Source organism: Endozoicomonas sp. OPT23, from assembly GCF_009653635.1.
Lineage (GTDB): Bacteria > Pseudomonadota > Gammaproteobacteria > Pseudomonadales > Endozoicomonadaceae > Endozoicomonas_A.
The window spans coordinates 513,815-531,991 of record NZ_PPFD01000005.1; the positions used below are offsets into that span (position 1 = coordinate 513,815).

An 18,177-nucleotide genomic window follows, 5' to 3' on the forward strand; every position below is an offset into this window, starting at 1 on the left:
GTCCGTATTCTATAGCAAATCACTGAATTGAACAGTCTCTATAGCTCAACACCAGCGCACAGAAAGCCACCAAATATAACAGGCGACTTATATTTTTCTGTGCCATTTTATTATTTAGTTCACATAAGGAAGTACTGGAATGAAACAAGCCAAGCTGCATTTAGCTTTATTGCTATTAACAACGATATCTTCATTCGTATACAGTTTTGAGTTTACCTGTCCTGATACCAAATCAGTCACCTTGACTAAAAATAATAAAAGCGGCCTTTGGGAGGCGAGCTTCCCGAAAAAAATTCATTTAAATAATTTTATTCTCACTGCACATTATTCTTCTGACGGCATCATATCGGAGGGAAACAGTCGCGTCGATAACGCAACACTTGAAGACACAGCTATGGTTGATCATCTATCTCTGACTTATGTCAGGCATCATCAAACTGACCGCTATGCCTTCCCTGAAATAACCTGTTTTTACCAGAGCACGTTATTTTCTTCCCTGATGATAGAGCTAACAATAACGTCAGTATCTTTCCGTAAAAACCCTGAGATCTCATTAGCACTCAACCCTTCTGATTTTTTTCAAAAAAGCAGTGGTTCATTAATCTGCGACGCATCTAATAATGCCTGTTCTTTTGAAACCCCTCCCTTTTCAATAGTTACAAATGCATCAGGTAAAGAACGAGGCAGAAACATTACACTTTATGATATTTACGTAGGCACTCATCATTCAAATATCGAATTGAGTTATGAAAACAGGACTCGATACTATAACTTTTATTACAAACACCTTAGTGAAGACGCTAAGAACTGGCCTAAGGTGTCAGTGAACGCTGGTGCGAATACCGCCCTGATTACAGAGGATGCCGTTTTCCTCCCAGAGGATAAAAACCTTGTTCAACAGGGAAGAGATGAACTCGATAGCCCTTGCACACAGCAAGGCAGTATTATTAGCTGTGAGTGCAGTCCGGAAATGCTTCAAACTATTATCGGTGAGTATGAGTGGGTACAACTGAATATTAATCAAGATACTGATAAAGAACAGTTTCAATGCAAAATTCAGTATATGCCTAACCATGAGGCAGCAGAGTTTAAACTAAATAATAAAAAGAGCGAGCTATAAGGTGGTTTTTATAAAAATAACTCAGCTTAATGTTCGGATGAAATGCAAACCCATCTCTTTTGGAAAAATAATATGAGACTCACTTTAATATGAACTACTTTATTAGAAAATAACAGACAACAGTATTTGCATGAACCTAACAAGAATAACTACCAATAGCTTTGTGTTCGCCATACTGGCTTTATCGCCAACTATCGACGCATTAGAGTTCACCTGCCCAAACTTTGAATCCATCTCACTCAGCAGAGATAGTGCGACTGGATTATGGAGTGGGTTATATGAAACCGCACCGAATGATGAAGAACCAACTCTGGTTGCCAAAATCAGCATCCCCTTTAAAGAAGATTATTTAACTCTTAAAAAACTCAACATTTCAGAACAACAACTTGCCAATCCTTTTGAAGAATCAAAACTAAAATTCAAAAGTATGATAACCACACCAAAAACTACTCGAGCATTTTCATACAACCACTTTATAACGTGCAGATATAATGCTCTAACAAATGAAAAACTAGAAGTTGATTTAAATATAGATTCGATCTCACTAAAAGAATCACCTGAAGTTAATTTGATACTGCACCCAAGGGGCCCATCGGGCGGAAAAACCACACCTAATGACGAAAATTACGAAGAGATACACTGCCACGATCAAACTATGTGTAGAATGATACCGCATAGATTCTCATGGTATTTTTCAAGAGATGATGCATGCCTGGAAAAATCGCAGAATGGTGTCGATTGCTTGAAGAATGACAGTTACCTTACTCTCCCCTATAAAATAAGAGGGAGGAGTTTTGGTTCTTACATACAATATTTTTATTTTGATTATATTACAGCTGACTTTCAGATTCCTGAAGGTATATCTGATGCTGATCCGATTCTTTCATATGATTGCGATACCGAAAACTGCCAGGAAGAAAACCATCATACGGCATATACCTCAAAGCACGCTCCATTATCAATCGCAGTAAATAGTTCTGCCATGGACTTCATATCTTACTTAAGCAGCACTGGAAATAGTAAAGAACCATGTAAGAATATGGATTCATATACAGTTTGTGACTGCCATCACTTGGAAAATATATATCAAAAGAAATGGGGATGGATAATTCTGGATATGAAACAGACTTCAGAATTAGGAAGTGAACTTAAGTGTCAAATACTGCACTCTAATAATTAAAAACAGAACTGCCAACAAACAGAGAGGGATATGATTCTCAGAAATTTAGAGCGCAGACAAGGAAAAATACGAATTAGATTTTTAAAATAATATTTTTCCCCGGGTATTGGTTCAACCACCAATACCCGGAGCCGTCTTTTATGCCGAAACTCGACGAATCTTCGCACCCAGAGCCTGTAATTTCTCTTCGATACACTCATAACCACGGTCGATGTGGTAGATACGTTCGATCAGGGTATCACCTTCCGCCACCAGCGCAGCAATAACCAAACTGGCAGAAGCCCGCAGGTCTGTGGCCATTACCGGTGCAGCTTTCAGCCCCTCAACACCTTTGATGATGACGGTGTTGCCTTCAATCTGCATATCCGCACCCATGCGGTTCATTTCCTGAACATGCATGAAGCGGTTTTCAAAGATGGTTTCCGTGATGCTGCCAACGCCTTCGGCAATCAGGTTCAGAGCAGTGAACTGCGCCTGAATATCTGTTGGCATGGCCGGATAAGGGGCAGTCTTCAGGCTGATGGCCTTTGGACGCTTGCCGTGCATGTCCAGCTCAATCCAGTCTTCGCCCCACTCAACCGTCGCACCGGCTTCACGCAGCTTCATCAGAATGGCATCGAGAATATCCGGCTGCGTGTCTTTCAAACGCACACGGCCACCGGTTGCTGCAGCAGCAATCAGATAAGTACCGGTTTCAATACGGTCAGGAAGCACGGAATAGGTACAACCGTGCAAGCGCTCAACACCCTGAATACGAATAATGTCAGTACCCGCACCTTCAATCTTCGCACCCATGGCAATCAGGCAGTTAGCCAGATCAACCACTTCCGGCTCACGAGCCGCGTTTTCGATGATGGTTTCGCCATCAGCAACGGTAGCAGCCATCAGAAGGTTTTCAGTACCGGTTACCGTAACGGTATCCATAAAGATGTGAGCACCCTTCAGGCGCTTCTCAACACTGGCCTTGATGTAACCATCTTCAACCACGATGTCTGCGCCCATAGCCTGAAGGCCACGAATGTGCAGGTCAACCGGACGACTACCAATGGCACAGCCACCCGGCAGGGATACTTCAGCACGACCAAAGCGGGCCAGCAATGGGCCCAGAACCAGAATGGACGCACGCATGGTTTTAACCAGTTCGTAGGGCGCACGCAGCTGCTTTATAGTGCTGGCATGAACTTCAACGTTCATACGCTCATCAACCATCAGATCGATACCCATGCAGCCAAACAGCTCAAACATGGTGGTAATATCGTGCAAGTGAGGCAGGTTGCAAACGGTGACCGGATCGTCGGCCAGCAGAGTTGCAGCCAAAATAGGCAATGCAGAGTTCTTGGCACCGGAGATACGGATTTCACCGTCCAGACGGGCACCACCAGTGATCATCAGTTTATCCATCATAATCAGTTACCTTTCCCGTCAGGTTAAGCCAGTTCCAGGCCTTTGTTTTTTGCTTCTGCTGGTGTCAGCAGGGTCATGGTAACGGCATGAATAGCACCGCTGGAGATGTGAGCGTTAAGATGCGCATAAACCATCTGTTGGCGCTTCACTGGCATGGCACCCTGAAACTGTTCGCTGACAACGGTAACACGAAAATCACAGCCTTCGCCTTCGACCAATACTTTCGCTTCAGAAATGTTGTCTTCCAGTAACGCCTTTACTTCAGTGGCTTGCATGCCTCTACCTCTTAAACCGTTTATCCCGCCTGCGCACAGGCTTTCCACCAGTATTGGGCAGAAAGGGCATTTATCGCGGGGAAATCGGGAAATAATATCGAACATTCAGCACACTGACCAGCAACAATGCTGGCAATGATAAGACGCCCGCAGCATAACCACTTCAGGTTGTATGACACTGATAACCGCATGCCCTGAAAAAAACGTTCTAAACCAGAGAGATCAGACCTTCAGCGCTATAGTAAGTTCCACTAAAGCAGAGGGTTCTAGAACAAAATCAGTATTGCAGAGAGTTCGTACACAACTATGTTAATAATTCATGGGAGAGTAATGAATGAAGAAACGATTCTTGGTACTGGTTACAATTATTTTTTTACATTCAATGTTGAGTGGCTGCTCTGCACAGTACCTTTGGTATGGTTTTCTTCAAAGCTTGATACACGAAAACTGTCATAGACTTCCTATGGAAGCCTATAACAATTGTATGGGTCAGGCTGGAATGCCAACCGATATAGGGTTTGGATTTCAGCCTAAATAACTGAAAAATGGAGTGCTATCTCTACTCTTTGCTATTTCAGTTCTTCGAGGATGCTTGAAAAATCTTTAGTACCATTTCCTTTTTTCTGATGTGCTACATAGAGATTTCTGGCATTACTGCCCATAGGAATAGCAGAACCACTTTTTAAAGCCATCTCTTCAGCCAGTCCCAAATCCTTCGCCATCAAGTCAACCATAAATCCTGGTTTATAGTCATTACTCGCCGGTGCTTGTTCCATGACACCCGGATAAGGATTATAAACTTCCAGTGTCCAGTTTTTACCGGAGCTGGCCAGCATGATGTCAGACAGGACTTTTGGATCAAGACCATTATCCACACCCAGCTGCAATGCTTCGGAAGTACCTGCCATTAATATGGCCAGCAGCATATTGTTGCAGGCCTTGGCAGTTTGCCCCGCGCCATGATCACCGGCATGGAACAGGTTCTTACCCATGGCATCCAGCACTTCGGTAGCCTGTTTGAAGGCTGCTTCCTTACCGCCACACATAAAACTCAGGGTTCCTGCCGCAGCAGCGGCAACACCGCCAGATACTGGCGCATCCAGCATATCGAAACCCTGTTCTTCTGCAGCAGCTGCCACCTTTTGTGCAGTTTCAGATTCGATGGTACTGCAGTCAATCAGCAGAGGTCTGGAAGAAAGCATACTCAGCAAGCCTTCTTCACCAAGGTAAGCGCTTTCCACATGCTTCCCTGCAGGCAACATGGAAATCACGATTTCGGCCTGTTGAGCAGCGGCCAGTGCTGTTTCAGAAGAATCAGCACCATTGGAAACCAGTCGGTCAACCACTTCCGGATTCAGGTCAAAGACCTTCAGAGAGTGTCCCGCCTTCAACAGATTTTCAGCCATTGGCGCGCCCATATTGCCGAGGCCGATAAATGCTACTCTTGCCATGTCACTCTTCCTTGTTCTCTATTCTTTCTTATATGGCTATTCTGTATCGGTGTTGGGCTTTGCTGCGCTCAACACCAACCTACAGGCATATGGTAAATTTAACGTATCAGCTCAAGCGCACCGTCGGCTAATAGACGACGACCAATAATGACCCGCATGATTTCGTTGGTGCCTTCCAGAATTTGGTGAACCCGAACATCTCGAACATAACGTTCCATCGGATATTCCCGTATATAGCCATAACCGCCATGAAGCTGCAGAGCTTCATTACAGATATTAAAACCCAGATCGGTAGCCAGTCGCTTTGCCATGGAGCAATAAATGCCAGCTTCTGTGTCTTTTTGATCGAGTTTGTAAGCCGCCAGACGAACCATCTGCCTTGCAGCGACCAGCTCAGTGGCCATATCAGCCAGTTTGAATTGAGTGACCTGGAAATCACTGATCGGTTTACCAAACTGTTTTCTGTCTTTGCAGTACTCTACCGCATGATTCAAAGCAGCCTGTGCAGTACCAATGGAACAGGTGGCGATATTGATACGACCACCGTCCAGTGCTTCCATGGCGATGTTAAAACCCTTGCCTTCGTCACCCAGCAGATTCGCTTTTGGTACACGGACATTTTCAAAGGTAATCATTCGAGTCGGCTGAGCATTCCAGCCCATCTTTTCTTCTGCCTTGCCATAATGAATGCCTTCACTATCAGCAGGCACCGCAATGGCAGAGATACCTTTCGGTCCATCCTGACCTGTTCGAGTCATTACCACCAGCAGGTCAGTATCGCCTGCACCACTGATAAATACTTTGCTGCCATTAATCACATAATCATCACCATCAACGACAGCAGACGTTCGTAATGAAGCCGCATCAGATCCTGAACCCGGTTCGGTCAGACAATAGGAAACCAGCTTCTCACCTGTCACCAGCTCAGGACACCACTGCTCTTTGAAAGCCTCTTTGCCATAACGACCAACAATATTAGTCGCCATATTATGGATGGTCATAAATGCGGTCGTTGCCGTACAACCCTGAGACAGCTCTTCAAAAATCAGACTTGCATCCAGCCTTGGTAGATCAAGACCTCCAATGCCTTCTGGCGCATAAAGCGCCATAAAGCCCAGCTCACCCGCCTGTTTCAGAACTTCTTTTGGAAATATATGTTCTGCATCCCACTTTGCAGCATTAGGAGCCAGTGCACCTTCGGAGAAGGCTCTGGCCGAGTCTACAAACGCCTGCTGGTCTTCATTCAGCGAAAAGTCCATTCCTTCCACCTCACTTCAGGTTAATGGTCAGATTCATCTGTTTGCTTTCAGTCTCTTGGTAAGTCCAGCGGGATGTGACCGTTTTGGTTTCGGTGTAGAAACGCACAGCCTGCTTACCATACGCATGAAGGTCGCCCATAAACGAACCTTTCCAGCCTGTAAATGAGAAGAACGGCAGAGGCACAGGGATCGGAACATTAATACCGACATTACCCACTTCAATCTCATGCTGAAACTTGCGGGCGGCTCCGCCGGATTGAGTGAACATGGATGTACCGTTTCCGTATGGGTTGCGATTCACCAATGCGATAGCTTCTTCCAACGTATCAACAGTCACACAGCAAAGTACCGGCCCGAAAATTTCTTCACGGTAAATGCTCATCTCTTCATTAACGTCGGTGAATAGAGTTGGACCAACCCAGTTGCCATCAGGGTGTCCTTCAACCACTGCATCACTGCCATCCAGCAGGCAGGTCGCACCTTCTTCCTTACCAGCCTGAATAAAACCAAGCACTCGTTCTTTGGCGGCTTTATTAATTAGAGGGCCATAGCCCGCTTCAGGATCATTCCACGCGCCCGGACGTACTTCTGCGAGACGGTCTTTCAGTTCATCAACCCACTGTTTGCTCTCACCGACAAACACCGCAACACTGATGGCCATACAACGCTGACCAGCCGCACCAACAGAAGAACCTACCAGGTTGTTCAGCACTTGCTCTTTACTGGCATCCGGCATGATCACGGAATGGTTTTTGGCGCCTGTCATGCACTGAACACGCTTCATGCTGGCAGTACCGGTTTCATAAATATGACGACCAACCGGAGTAGAACCCACGAAAGAGGCAGCTCTTGTATCCGGGTGTTTCAGTAACGCATCAACCTGCTCCTTACCACCATGAACCATTTGCACCACGCCTTTAGGCACACCGGCTTCCACCAGCAGTTCAATCAGACGCACAGGCGTCAGAGGCACTTGTTCACTGGGCTTGAGAACAAAGGTATTACCGCAGGCAATAGAGAGCGGGAACATCCAGAGCGGAATCATGGCCGGGAAGTTAAATGGGGTGATACCGACACAGACACCCAGTGGTTGCACATAACTGTTGGTATCGACACTGTTGGCAACGTTTTCTACCGTTTCACCCATCATGCCGGAAGGAATATTGGCGGCCTGCTCAACCACTTCGATGCCCCGCCAGACATCCCCCTTGGCATCTTCAAAGGTTTTTCCCGTGTCCTGAGACAGCAGCTCACCCAGCTCATCGTGATGTTCTTTCAGCAGGGCCTGATAGCGCATCATCAAACGGGCACGTTCCGGAACAGGCACATTACGCCAGGTTTTAAAGGCCTCTTTTGCGCCTGCTACGGCTTGTTCAACTTCTGCTGGTGTTGCCATGGGTACTTCAGCCAGTAATTGCTGTGTGGCTGGATTGAGAACAGGAAGTTTTTGTGTGCTGGCAGATTGAACAAATTCGCCATTGAGAAATAGTGGTACCTGATGGGTCATGGTGCATCCTGTATTTATTATTGTTCGGTGTAGGAATTTATGACAAACCTTACCCTAAACGCTTACCTGTATGTCAATATCCAACCTATCAGCGAAATTAAGCCAATTGATTAACATTACTTATTTAAAAATCGAACCATATTAGATTTTTCTTATTTAAGAATGGGTTACCTGATGATTTAAAATGTTTTAATTCGATATCAGAGCAAGACTGCTGCGCTCTTCTACTACCATGGTCGTAGGTAGTTTCACCCTGATCAGCATTTACCCAATACAAACCACTATGCTAGCCTCGATAGCGACTTTTAGAAAAAACAAAATAATAACAATAAAAAGTAATCTGGCTGTTACCGTACAGCCCATTCTCAATAGCCAAGCTCAATAGAAAAATAACAAAAACAAAAGGCGTAACGATGAGTCAAAAGGAACCTTTCCTTGTCATCGAGAATGTGTCCCTGGCATTTGGCGGAGTCAAAGCACTGACCGATGTGAGTTTTTCGGTCAATCAGGGTGAAGTCTTCTCAATTATTGGCCCCAATGGGGCTGGCAAAACCTCCATGCTGAACTGTATTTCCGGACGCTATCACCCCGGAAATGGTTCTATTCGTTTTAAAAACAAAGAGCTGATCGGCCTGAAGCCTAATGAACGCTCGGTACTGGGGGTGGGTCGAACTTTTCAGAACCTGGCGCTGTTCGGCCATATGTCGGTACTCGACAATATTATGGTGGGTCGTCATCACCTGTTGGATAACAACTTTGCTACTGGCCCACTCTATTGGTTTTCAGGTGCACAGAAGGAAGAATTAAGTCATCGTCGTGAAGTGGAAGACATTATTGATTTTCTGGAAATCTCCCATATTCGCAAAAAACAGGCGGGCACACTTTCCTACGGTTTAAGAAAGCGTGTGGAAATGGCTCGCGCAATTGCCTTAAAACCCGATTTAATTCTTCTTGATGAACCCATGGCAGGAATGAATCAGGAGGAAAAAGAAGACATGGCTCGTTTTATTCTGGATTTAAATGAAGAGTTTGGAATGACCGTAGCCATGATTGAACACGATATGGGCGTGGTAATGGGTATTTCAAATCGCGTTATGGTATTGGACTTCGGTCGCAAAATTGCTGAAGGCCTGCCTGACGAGATCATGGCAAACGAACATGTTAAAAAAGCCTACCTCGGTGAAGAAGATGAATTACTGATGGAGGAAGCGTAATGGCCTTTGCAAATTTTAAATCATCTTCTTCACGGCTCCTTAGAAAAACAACCGTTGACGTTAAGGTTCAGGATACCTTTCCAAAAGTACTGGCCTGGAATGCCGAACATTTCCCCGATGATATTGCCATGCGGGAAAAAGAATTCGGTATCTGGCAGGAATACACCTGGCAGGATTATCACAACAAGGTTAAATGGCTGGCTCTTGGTCTGAAACATCTCGGTGTAAAAGACCACGAGGTTATCGCTATCCAGGGTGAAAACCGTCCGGAATGGCTTTGGGGTGAAATCGCAGCTCACGCTCTGCGCTGTTACTCCATGGGTGTTTATCAGGACTCGCTGCATGAAGAAACTGAGTTTCTGCTGAACTTCTCTGAAGCTTCTGTTGTGATTGCGGAAGATGAAGAACAGTGTGACAAGCTGCTGGAACTGGAAGACACCATTCCTCACGTGAAACTGATTGTATACTGTGATCCCAGAGGCATGCGTAAGTATCAGGACTCACGCCTGATAGATATCGATGATGTGATCAAGCACGGCAAACAGATTGATTTCCAGCTGCCCGACCTTTATCGGCAAATGCTGTCACTGACCAGTGGTGAAGAGCTTTCTATTCTCTGCACCACCTCTGGTACAACCTCTAGACCAAAGCTGGCAAAACTGCACTCAGGACACTTCCTTGATCATTGCTCTGCTTACCTCAGAGCTGATCCAAAAACACCGGGTGATAACTATGTCTCTGTACTGCCACTGCCGTGGATTATGGAACAGGTTTACGCCGTTGGTCAGGCACTGATTCAACGACAGATTATTAACTTCGTTGAAACTCAGGAAACACTGATGTCAGACCTTCGGGAGATAGGCCCGAACTTTGTCCTGCTAGCCCCCAGAGTCTGGGAAAACCTGGCAGCAGAGGTTCATTCCCGAATGATGGATGCCCAGCCTCTGAAGCAGAAGTTGTTCAAATGGGCGATGGACAAAGCTGTCAAGGCCAAGGAACAAGGCCGGCATTCAGTAATAGCTGACTGGGTATTAATGAATGCGCTTAAAGACAGGCTTGGCTTTTCCAACCTGAGTTCAGCCGCTACCGGTGGCGCAGCCATGGGACCTGACACCTTTAAGCTGTTCCATGCCATGGGTGTTCCCCTGAAACAGCTTTATGGTCAGACAGAAATGGCCGGTGCCTACACCATACACAAGGGCGATGACATAGATTACGAATCCGTAGGTGTTGTTTTTGATAATGCCGATCTGAAGATTATCGACCCTGATGAAAACGGTGTTGGCGAAATAGTTTCAAAAACCACTGGCATGTTTACCGGCTACCACAAAAATCAGGAAGCTTACGATGAAGACGTTCGTGACGGCTGGATGCACACTGGCGATGCAGGTTATCTAAAAGACAATGGCCACCTGGTCGTTATTGATCGTATCAAGGATATGGCAGAAACCGCTTCAGGCGTTCGCTATTCCCCTCAATATATTGAGAACAAACTGAAGTTCTCACCTTATGTTGCCGAGGCTGTTGCACTAGGACGAGGTCGTGAATGCCTGACTGCCATTATCTGTATTCGTTTCAGCATTGTTTCAAAGTGGGCGGAAGCGAAAGGTATTTCCTTTACCAACTACACCAACCTATCGGCACAACCCGAAGTCAGAGAACTGGTGAAGACAGCGGTTGATGAAGTCAACGAGTCCCTGCCGGAAAGCCAGCGCATCAACAAGTTTATGCTGCTCTATAAGGAGCTGGATGCCGATGATGGTGAGCTGACCCGTACTCGTAAAGTACGTCGAAGCGTGATTGCCGAGAAGTACGCTGACATTATTGATGCGCTTTATGGTGGTCAGGAGAAGGTGGATATCGACACCATGATTACCTTTCAGGATGGCAGTCAAAGTCGTGTACAAACCACTCTGGACGTGGTCAATCTGCACACTTCGGACGCAGCTATTAATGCAGCTATAGAAAAGAACAGTCTGAAAGTAAAACCTAATAAAAACGACTGGAGGCAGGCATCATGAACACTGAACTGTTACTTCAGCTGACCATCAATGGTCTGATTGTCGGCTTGCTCTATGGCGTTATCGCCATGTGCTTCGTACTTATCTATAAGTCCACTCAGGTAGTGAACTTTGCTCAGGGTGAATTCCTGTTAATTGGCGCCTGGATTTGCTGGGCAACACTGGTCTGGTTACAGCTGCCCTTTTGGCTGGGCTTTATTATAACCCTTGCCTTTATGACGCTGTTCGGGATTTTGATACAGGCCATCTTTTTAAAGCCCATGATTGGTGAACCGATTATTTCGGTAATTATGGTGACCATTGGCTTGTCGATGTTCTTTCAGGCGCTGATGAAGTGGATCTTTGGTGTTTCCGCTCAGAGTTATCCACAGGTGTTTGAAACCAGCACCGTCACCATCGGTGGTCTGAATGTCGAACTGGCTTATATCATGAGTCTGATCTTCTCCTTCCTGATGATGGCAGGCTTCTACTGGTTCTTCCGTTATTCCAGAATGGGTCTGGCCATGCGCGCCACAGCCTTCGACCAGCAGGTGGCCAGTAGTCTGGGCATCTCAGTCTCCAAAGTTTTTGCTGCCAGCTGGGCTATCTCGGCCATGGTATCGGCTACGGCCGGGATTGTTATGGGCATGGTTAACGGTGTATCTGATGCTTTGTCGTTTATCGGTATCAAGGTATTCCCTGCGGTCATCCTTGGTGGTCTCGACTCCATCGTTGGTGGTGTAGTGGGTGGTGTGATTATCGGTGTGCTGGAAAATTTGGCCGAGTTTATAGACAGCCAGTACTTACACGTCGGTAACCTTTACACTATTGCGCCTTTCTATGTGCTGCTGATCATTCTGGCGTTCAAGCCTTACGGACTGTTCGGTACCAAAGACATTGAACGTATATAACAGGGATTGTTGAATATGATTACTCTATCCATGCGTCCCTGTGGTGACTTTCGGACCACATACAAGGCCGATACGCGGATATTTGAAACCCGCTTTATTCTGCTCGCTACCATCCTCAGTGTTGTAGCCTTGTGCTTTGCACCACTGTTTCTGGATGCCTACTATCTGACTCTGTTTATTCAGATTTCCTATCTGGGTATCGCCGCTCTGGGTCTGAATATTCTAGTGGGCTTTACCGGCCAGATATCCCTTGGTCATGGTGCTTTTTTCGGCTTCGGTGCCTTTGCTTCAGCCTGGATCAGTAACAGTTTTGCTATTCCGGTCTGGTTATCCATTCCTTTGGCAGGTGTACTGACCATGGCCGTAGGTATGATGTTTGGTCTGCCTGCCGCTCGAATCAAAGGGCTCTATCTGGCCATCGCGACACTGTCAGCACAGTTTATTATCGAAGACTTCTTTGCCCGCGCAGAGTGGTTCTCTGGTGGTTCTTACGGTGCTGCTGCTGATCCAGTCAGCCTGTTCGGAATGAACTTCGACAGTGATCAGTCCTTCTTCTATGTAGCTCTGTTCGCCTTGGTGTTTATGTACCTCTGGGGCACTAACCTGATGCGCAGCCGAGATGGCCGGGCTTTTGTGGCGGTTCGTGATCATTACCTCTCTGCAGAAATCATGGGCATAAACCTGACCTGGTATCGCCTGCTTTCCTTTGGCGTGTCATCTTTCTATGCCGGTATTGGTGGAGCGCTTTATGGCCACTATCTCGGCTTTGTCTCGGCAGAGGGCTTTACCCTGATGATGTCGGTACAGTTTCTGGCCATGATTATTATCGGTGGTCTGGGTTCAGTTCAGGGCGCACTACTGGGCACTATTTTCATTGTACTGTTGCCGGAAGTATTGGAAGCGACGGTTTCACTGATTGGCTCTACAGGTTTGATGGAGCCGGGCACTCTGGTAGAGAACCTTGCCTACTTCAAAGAGATGGCCATCGGCCTGGTCATTATCCTGTTCCTTATCTTTGAGCCGGATGGTCTGGCTCATCGCTGGAAACAGATCAAGTCGTACTGGAAGTTTTATCCCTTTGCGTATTAAGCCAGACATACGACCAAAGTGTTCTGACACTTAATCCAGAAGCAAAACAACAATAATAAAAAGGAGAAACTCCGATGCAAAAAACCAGAATTCTAAAGGCGTCCGTTATTGCTGCTGCAGTAGGCACCCTGCTTACTATGCACGCAAACGCCAAGGAAAAGGTTTTTGTCGGCCACCTGGCTGATTACTCAGGTCCGACGGCTGCAGTAGGCAAGCACTACGCTGATGGCATCAAGGACACCCTGTCCTGGTTGAATAAAAATGGCGGCATCGATGGCACCGAGCTGGAATTCGAATCAGTCGATTACGCCTATAAGGTTCCACAGGCTATCAGCAACTATAAAAAGTGGACTTCCCGTAGAGATATGGTGGCCATGCAGGGTTGGGGAACTGCCGATACTGAAGCTCTGATCTCTTTTGCCTCAAAAGACAAGGTGGCAGTATTTTCAGCCTCCTACTCTGGTCACCTGACAGACCCAACAGGCAAGAACCCTAAAACCAAAAAGCCTGCGCCGTATAACTTCTTCTACGGTGCGTCTTACTCCGACACTTGTCGTGCACTGGTTCAGTGGGCCAAGAATGACTGGGAGCAGAAAGGTAAATCGGGCAAACCTGGCTTCGTGCATATTGGTGATAACCACCCTTATCCGAACGCCCCGAAAAAAGCTTGTGCCGAATACGCTCGGGAAATTGGCTTTGATGTAAAACCACCGGTTGTTGTTTCCATGAAGCCCGGTGATTTTAAAGCCCAGTGTCTATCCATCAAGACCAACGGCGCTAACTATGGTTATGTAGCTAACCTTGGTGGTTCAGTAGTTTCTCTGATCAAATCCTGCGATACCGTCGGTACCGATATTCAGCTGATGGCCAACATCTGGGGCGGTGACAAACTGACCTTTGAAGCGGTAGGCGAAGGCATAGACAACTATGTATTCCCGGCCATGACACCGTTCTGGACAGACAATGTCCCCGCTCTGGAAAACGTAAAAAAGATAGCACGTAGCAGTAAGCGCGATGACAGTTTCCAGACCCACCATTATATCCGCGGTGTCTGCACCACTCTCTATATGGCTGAAGCCATGAAGTGGGCCAAGGACAATGGCGGTATTACCGGTGAGAACGTTAAGAATGGCATGTACGTGAAGAAGAACTGGGTACCTGAAGGTATGGAAGGTGTTTGTCTGCCAGCCAACTGGGCCAGCGATGATCATCGTGGTATCAACACCGTCAATATCTATCAGGCCAAGTGGGACAATGGCGATATTGATGTGGGCCGTATATCCCAAGTTGAGCTGCCTCGTCGTGATGACTGGCTGGGATATTAATTTTTACTGAGCACTCTCTAGCCTCTACTGAAAAGCCGTACCGGAGTCTGTCGATTCCGGTACTTCGGAGCGAATTATGGAACCCGCAAGAAAAATAGAGACGGCAGAGCCGTTACTCAGTATCAATAATATTGAAGTGGTTTACGACGAAGTTATTCTGGTGCTTCGTGGTGTCAGCCTTGATGTACCTCAAGGTGAAATCGTTACTCTGCTTGGGCCTAACGGGGCTGGCAAGTCGACTACCCTGAAAGCCATATCCGGTCTACTGAAAACAGAAGATGGCGAAGTCAGTCGTGGCGAAATCACCTTTATGGGTGAGCGTATCGATAAGAAGAACGCAGAAGATATTGTTCGTTCCGGTATTTTTCAGGTGATGGAAGGTCGTCGTATTATTGAAGATATGACCTGCATCGAAAACCTTCGCCTCGGTGCTTACACGCGCAAAGAAAGCAATATTAAAGACGAGATTGAAAAGGTCTTTCACTACTTCCCTCGTCTGAAAGAAAGAACTGGTCTAGCTGGTTATCTGTCCGGTGGCGAACAACAAATGCTGGCCATTGGTCGAGCCATGATGGCACAACCCAAGATGATTCTGCTGGATGAACCTTCCATGGGGCTTTCACCGCTACTGGTAAAAGAAGTGTTTGGCATTATCGAGAAGATCAACAAAGAGCAGGGCATCACCATGCTGCTGGTTGAGCAGAACGCCAACTTTGCTCTCAAGTGCGCTGATTACGGTTACATCATGGAATCCGGCAAAGTAGTTCTGGACGGTACTCAATCCGAGCTTCTGAACAATCAGGACGTAAAAGAGTTTTACCTTGGCGGCTCTGATGAGCGTAAGAGTTTTAAAAACCTTAAGTCCTACAAACGTCGCAAGCGCTGGTTGTAAGTGTGTAGGCACACATAATCGAATATTAGGAGCCTGCCGGACTTACCACTGACCTACTGCGAAAAAGCCGGATTTGGCCATTTTTTATGATCCTTTTCGTTGAATAGCTCGCTATTCGCCTCAAATAATCATAAAAACTGTCTCAAACCGGATTTTTTCTCGCTACGGTCGGCTAAGTCCGACAGGCTCCTAGATTGTCATTTCCCCGCCTTAGCCGGGGAAATGACATATAAATTCATATGTCTGGGTACTTTAGGGAGATTAACCTATGTATTTTGATCAGAAAGAAACTTTCTCTCCTGAAGAAAGAGAAGAGTATCTGCTTGAACGTTTGAGAGAGACTCTGACTCTTGTTCAGGAGCAGACTGAATATTATCCAGACATTATTGGAGAGATTAATCCGGCTTCTTTTAAATCACTGGTAGATTTACAACAACTGCCTGTTACCAGGAAGTCGGATTTGATCCACCAGCAACAGCAAAGCGCACCCTTTGGTGGTTTGAACGGGATGGCTCCCGGAAAAGTTGCAAGACTGTTTCAGTCTCCCGGCCCTATTAATGAACCCGAAGGCAAAGCAGCAGATTGGTGGCGTTTGGGCAGAGCCTTCTACGCAGCAGGCTTCAGGTCAGGAGATATTGTTCACAACACGCTCTCTTATCACCTCAGTCCTGGCGGCTTTATTATTGATTCCGGTGCCAGAGCCTGCGGCTGTGCAGTCATTCCTGCTGGTGTTGGTCAAACCGAACAACAGTTGCAGGTTATCTCATCACTGAAACCTAATGGCTATGCGGGAACACCTTCCTTTTTGAAGATACTTCTGGATAAAGCCGATGCTGAAAACATTGATGTGTCTTCTATCGAGAAAGCTCTGGTAACGGGAGAACCTCTGCCTGAAGCTCTGAGACAATCCTTTATAGATCGTGGTATTTCCTGTCTTCAGACCTATGCGACGGCTGACGCAGGTTTAATCGCTTATGAGGTGGTTGATGAAGCCGGTATGATGGTTGCGGAGGATATTATTTTTGAAATACTCAAGCCTGGAACCGGTGAACCTGTTGAATCCGGTGAAACAGGGGAAATCGTTGTCACCACCTTTAACACAGAATATCCACTGATTCGTTTTGCGACAGGTGACCTGACCGCGGAATTAACTAAAACCGGAAGTTCTGGCCGAACCAATCGTCGTATAAAAGGCTGGCTGGGCAGAGCTGATCAGTCCACTAAGGTAAAAGGTCTTTTTGTGCACCCTAACCAGGTAATGGAAGTCATCAAGCGTCATCCGGAAATCAGTAAAGCACGATTGCTGGTTGAAACTATTAATGGTCGTGATGCCATGACTCTGGTCTGCGAAAGTGACAAAGAAATTGACCTGCCACTGGTAGAAAGCAGCCTTAATGCTGTTTGTCGTTTGAAGGGAAAAGTAAGTCAGCTTGAACCTGGAAAAGTAACCAGTGATGGACGTCTGATTGAGGATCTGCGCTGATCATTCAGCGCAGATCATCTGGAGTATTAAACTCAGAGCATTAAATTTAGAGTATTAAACAGGGCAGGAAGAGTCCTGAAGCACAGATTCAAGACCACAGACCTTAGCCAGTGAAGCTAACTCATCAGGCACCGAGGAGAAACACAGGCTGGTATTATGCTGATGTGCTTCACGAATCCATGAAAGACAGAGGGACAGAGTCGCACTGTCTCCTTTGTGCAAATCAGACAGGTCGATACGAATCGTTTCTTCCTGCTTCAGATCGCTGGCCATCAACTGCTTACCTTCAACTTCAACCTGAGCAGCATTCTCAAAGTTCACAGCACCTTTCAGCAAATAGCGGCCTGAATCCATTCGTTCCAGTGACATCAGTTTTTATCACCCTTCTTATTGCCGGATTCAAGAATTTCCGACCAGTGCTCCACTACGTAAGGCACTTTTTTGTGCTTATCCATAGCGTCTGCAAACTGTCCCTGGAACTGCTTGGCGATATTGATGCCTTCGATGGTCACATTACGGGCTTTCCAGCGACCGTCGATGTAAACCATGGAGTAGAACAGTTCAACACTGCGGTTGCTGGTCTTAACTTTCATCTTGACCGCAATACGTCCCTGCTTGCCTTCTCGGTACTGCTTCAGGACTTCAGGGGATGTTTTATCAACACTTTCGATTTCCAAAGTCGTGTCATCCAGTGACAACAGAGCCCTACCGTAGAAACGAATCAGACTGGTTTTAAATTCTTTCTGAAATCTCTCTACCTGAGCAGGATCACGGTGTGCAAATCGTCCCATTACGTAGCGGGAGATCTGATCAAAGGCTACTACTGGCGACAACAGGCGATCGACCTCTTTAAAGAAACCTTCCGGGTTCTTTTTATAAGCTGCCTTATTGCTCTGAAACTTATCCAGCAACTCTTTAGTAATTTGCTGAACTTCTACCTCTGGCGGCTCCATAACCGGAGCAGCCATTGCTCTGGCCGCCAAGCAGAGCAGAACCGTCGCTAAAAGGAATTTTTGAAATACGCTGATCAGTCTCATAGTTATCTCTCATCAATAAACTGCTATTGA

Annotated in this window: 16 protein-coding genes; 9 read left to right on the top strand and 7 right to left on the bottom strand. The window is 46.4% G+C overall.

Annotated elements, in window-relative coordinates; translation table 11 throughout:
• Window positions 1-139 precede the first annotated feature (139 nt).
• Together EOPP23_RS13940 and EOPP23_RS13945 are read left to right on the top strand one after the other, a co-directional pair.
• A complete protein-coding gene (locus EOPP23_RS13940) occupies window positions 140-1,120 on the top strand; it encodes a hypothetical protein (protein ID WP_153766597.1) in 981 nt (326 codons plus the stop codon).
• Between the two features lie 130 nt (window positions 1,121-1,250).
• Complete coding sequence (locus tag EOPP23_RS13945; RefSeq protein WP_153766598.1) at window positions 1,251-2,300, top strand: hypothetical protein; 1,050 nt, start codon at window positions 1,251-1,253, stop codon at window positions 2,298-2,300.
• Window positions 2,301-2,438: 138 nt separating this feature from the next.
• On the opposite strand, the gene murA is transcribed toward EOPP23_RS13945, so the two are convergent.
• From murA to EOPP23_RS13970, 5 genes are all read right to left on the bottom strand, one after another.
• A complete protein-coding gene (gene murA / locus EOPP23_RS13950; protein WP_153766657.1) occupies window positions 2,439-3,701 on the bottom strand; it encodes a UDP-N-acetylglucosamine 1-carboxyvinyltransferase in 1,263 nt (420 codons plus the stop codon).
• A 26-nt stretch (window positions 3,702-3,727) separates the two neighbouring features.
• Window positions 3,728-3,979 (bottom strand): BolA family protein, encoded by a 252-nt coding sequence (locus tag EOPP23_RS13955; protein ID WP_153766658.1) that lies wholly within the window; start codon window positions 3,977-3,979, stop codon window positions 3,728-3,730.
• A gap of 569 nt (window positions 3,980-4,548) precedes the next feature.
• Complete coding sequence (gene mmsB, locus EOPP23_RS13960) at window positions 4,549-5,430, bottom strand: 3-hydroxyisobutyrate dehydrogenase (protein WP_153766599.1); 882 nt, start codon at window positions 5,428-5,430, stop codon at window positions 4,549-4,551.
• A 98-nt stretch (window positions 5,431-5,528) separates the two neighbouring features.
• On the bottom strand, window positions 5,529-6,689 hold the full coding sequence (locus EOPP23_RS13965; RefSeq protein WP_153766600.1) for an acyl-CoA dehydrogenase family protein: 1,161 nt from the start codon (window positions 6,687-6,689) through the stop codon (window positions 5,529-5,531).
• 10 nt (window positions 6,690-6,699) lie between these two features.
• Window positions 6,700-8,196, bottom strand: a complete 1,497-nt coding sequence (locus EOPP23_RS13970) for a CoA-acylating methylmalonate-semialdehyde dehydrogenase (RefSeq protein ID WP_153766601.1) — start codon at window positions 8,194-8,196, stop codon at window positions 6,700-6,702.
• 413 nt (window positions 8,197-8,609) lie between these two features.
• Here EOPP23_RS13970 and EOPP23_RS13975 point away from each other — a divergent pair, with 413 nt between their 5' ends.
• The 7 genes from EOPP23_RS13975 to EOPP23_RS14005 all read left to right on the top strand — a co-directional run bounded on the left by EOPP23_RS13975 (window position 8,610) and on the right by EOPP23_RS14005 (window position 17,110).
• Window positions 8,610-9,410, top strand: a complete 801-nt coding sequence (locus EOPP23_RS13975) for an ABC transporter ATP-binding protein (RefSeq protein ID WP_153766602.1) — start codon at window positions 8,610-8,612, stop codon at window positions 9,408-9,410.
• Complete coding sequence (locus tag EOPP23_RS13980) at window positions 9,410-11,431, top strand: long-chain fatty acid--CoA ligase (protein WP_153766603.1); 2,022 nt, start codon at window positions 9,410-9,412, stop codon at window positions 11,429-11,431. Before EOPP23_RS13975 ends, EOPP23_RS13980 begins: the two co-directional genes overlap by 1 nt.
• Window positions 11,428-12,321 carry a branched-chain amino acid ABC transporter permease gene (locus EOPP23_RS13985; protein WP_153766604.1) on the top strand — a complete coding sequence of 298 codons (894 nt, stop codon included), beginning with the start codon at window positions 11,428-11,430 and terminating at the stop codon, window positions 12,319-12,321. Before EOPP23_RS13980 ends, EOPP23_RS13985 begins: the two co-directional genes overlap by 4 nt.
• A 15-nt stretch (window positions 12,322-12,336) precedes the next feature.
• Entirely contained in the window at window positions 12,337-13,410 is a 1,074-nt protein-coding gene (locus tag EOPP23_RS13990; protein WP_153766605.1) for a branched-chain amino acid ABC transporter permease, read from the top strand.
• A 74-nt stretch (window positions 13,411-13,484) separates the two neighbouring features.
• Window positions 13,485-14,735, top strand: a complete 1,251-nt coding sequence (locus EOPP23_RS13995; RefSeq protein ID WP_153766606.1) for an ABC transporter substrate-binding protein — start codon at window positions 13,485-13,487, stop codon at window positions 14,733-14,735.
• A gap of 76 nt (window positions 14,736-14,811) precedes the next feature.
• The gene (locus tag EOPP23_RS14000; RefSeq protein ID WP_153766607.1) at window positions 14,812-15,627 is read left to right on the top strand and encodes an ABC transporter ATP-binding protein; all 816 of its coding nucleotides are present in this window, start codon (window positions 14,812-14,814) and stop codon (window positions 15,625-15,627) included.
• A gap of 268 nt (window positions 15,628-15,895) precedes the next feature.
• On the top strand, window positions 15,896-17,110 hold the full coding sequence (locus EOPP23_RS14005) for a phenylacetate--CoA ligase family protein (RefSeq protein WP_153766608.1): 1,215 nt from the start codon (window positions 15,896-15,898) through the stop codon (window positions 17,108-17,110).
• A 54-nt stretch (window positions 17,111-17,164) separates the two neighbouring features.
• On the opposite strand, the gene EOPP23_RS14010 is transcribed toward EOPP23_RS14005, so the two are convergent.
• Window positions 17,165-17,479, bottom strand: a complete 315-nt coding sequence (locus EOPP23_RS14010) for a lipid asymmetry maintenance protein MlaB (RefSeq protein ID WP_153766609.1) — start codon at window positions 17,477-17,479, stop codon at window positions 17,165-17,167.
• Window positions 17,479-18,147, bottom strand: a complete 669-nt coding sequence (locus tag EOPP23_RS14015; RefSeq protein ID WP_153766610.1) for a phospholipid-binding protein MlaC — start codon at window positions 18,145-18,147, stop codon at window positions 17,479-17,481. Before EOPP23_RS14015 ends, EOPP23_RS14010 begins: the two co-directional genes overlap by 1 nt.
• Between the last annotated feature and the right edge of the window lie 30 nt (window positions 18,148-18,177).

Coding starts and splice junctions, on each gene's coding strand:
- EOPP23_RS14000 (WP_153766607.1), top strand. CDS start 14,812: ATGGAACCCGCAAGAAAAATAGAGACGGCAGAGCCGTTACTCAGTATC.
- EOPP23_RS13965 (WP_153766600.1), bottom strand. CDS start 6,689: ATGGACTTTTCGCTGAATGAAGACCAGCAGGCGTTTGTAGACTCGGCC.
- EOPP23_RS14005 (WP_153766608.1), top strand. CDS start 15,896: ATGTATTTTGATCAGAAAGAAACTTTCTCTCCTGAAGAAAGAGAAGAG.
- EOPP23_RS13995 (WP_153766606.1), top strand. CDS start 13,485: ATGCAAAAAACCAGAATTCTAAAGGCGTCCGTTATTGCTGCTGCAGTA.
- mmsB (WP_153766599.1), bottom strand. CDS start 5,430: ATGGCAAGAGTAGCATTTATCGGCCTCGGCAATATGGGCGCGCCAATG.
- murA (WP_153766657.1), bottom strand. CDS start 3,701: ATGGATAAACTGATGATCACTGGTGGTGCCCGTCTGGACGGTGAAATC.
- EOPP23_RS14015 (WP_153766610.1), bottom strand. CDS start 18,147: ATGAGACTGATCAGCGTATTTCAAAAATTCCTTTTAGCGACGGTTCTG.
- EOPP23_RS13970 (WP_153766601.1), bottom strand. CDS start 8,196: ATGACCCATCAGGTACCACTATTTCTCAATGGCGAATTTGTTCAATCT.
- EOPP23_RS13985 (WP_153766604.1), top strand. CDS start 11,428: ATGAACACTGAACTGTTACTTCAGCTGACCATCAATGGTCTGATTGTC.
- EOPP23_RS13955 (WP_153766658.1), bottom strand. CDS start 3,979: ATGCAAGCCACTGAAGTAAAGGCGTTACTGGAAGACAACATTTCTGAA.
- EOPP23_RS14010 (WP_153766609.1), bottom strand. CDS start 17,479: ATGTCACTGGAACGAATGGATTCAGGCCGCTATTTGCTGAAAGGTGCT.
- EOPP23_RS13975 (WP_153766602.1), top strand. CDS start 8,610: ATGAGTCAAAAGGAACCTTTCCTTGTCATCGAGAATGTGTCCCTGGCA.
- EOPP23_RS13940 (WP_153766597.1), top strand. CDS start 140: ATGAAACAAGCCAAGCTGCATTTAGCTTTATTGCTATTAACAACGATA.
- EOPP23_RS13945 (WP_153766598.1), top strand. CDS start 1,251: ATGAACCTAACAAGAATAACTACCAATAGCTTTGTGTTCGCCATACTG.
- EOPP23_RS13980 (WP_153766603.1), top strand. CDS start 9,410: ATGGCCTTTGCAAATTTTAAATCATCTTCTTCACGGCTCCTTAGAAAA.
- EOPP23_RS13990 (WP_153766605.1), top strand. CDS start 12,337: ATGATTACTCTATCCATGCGTCCCTGTGGTGACTTTCGGACCACATAC.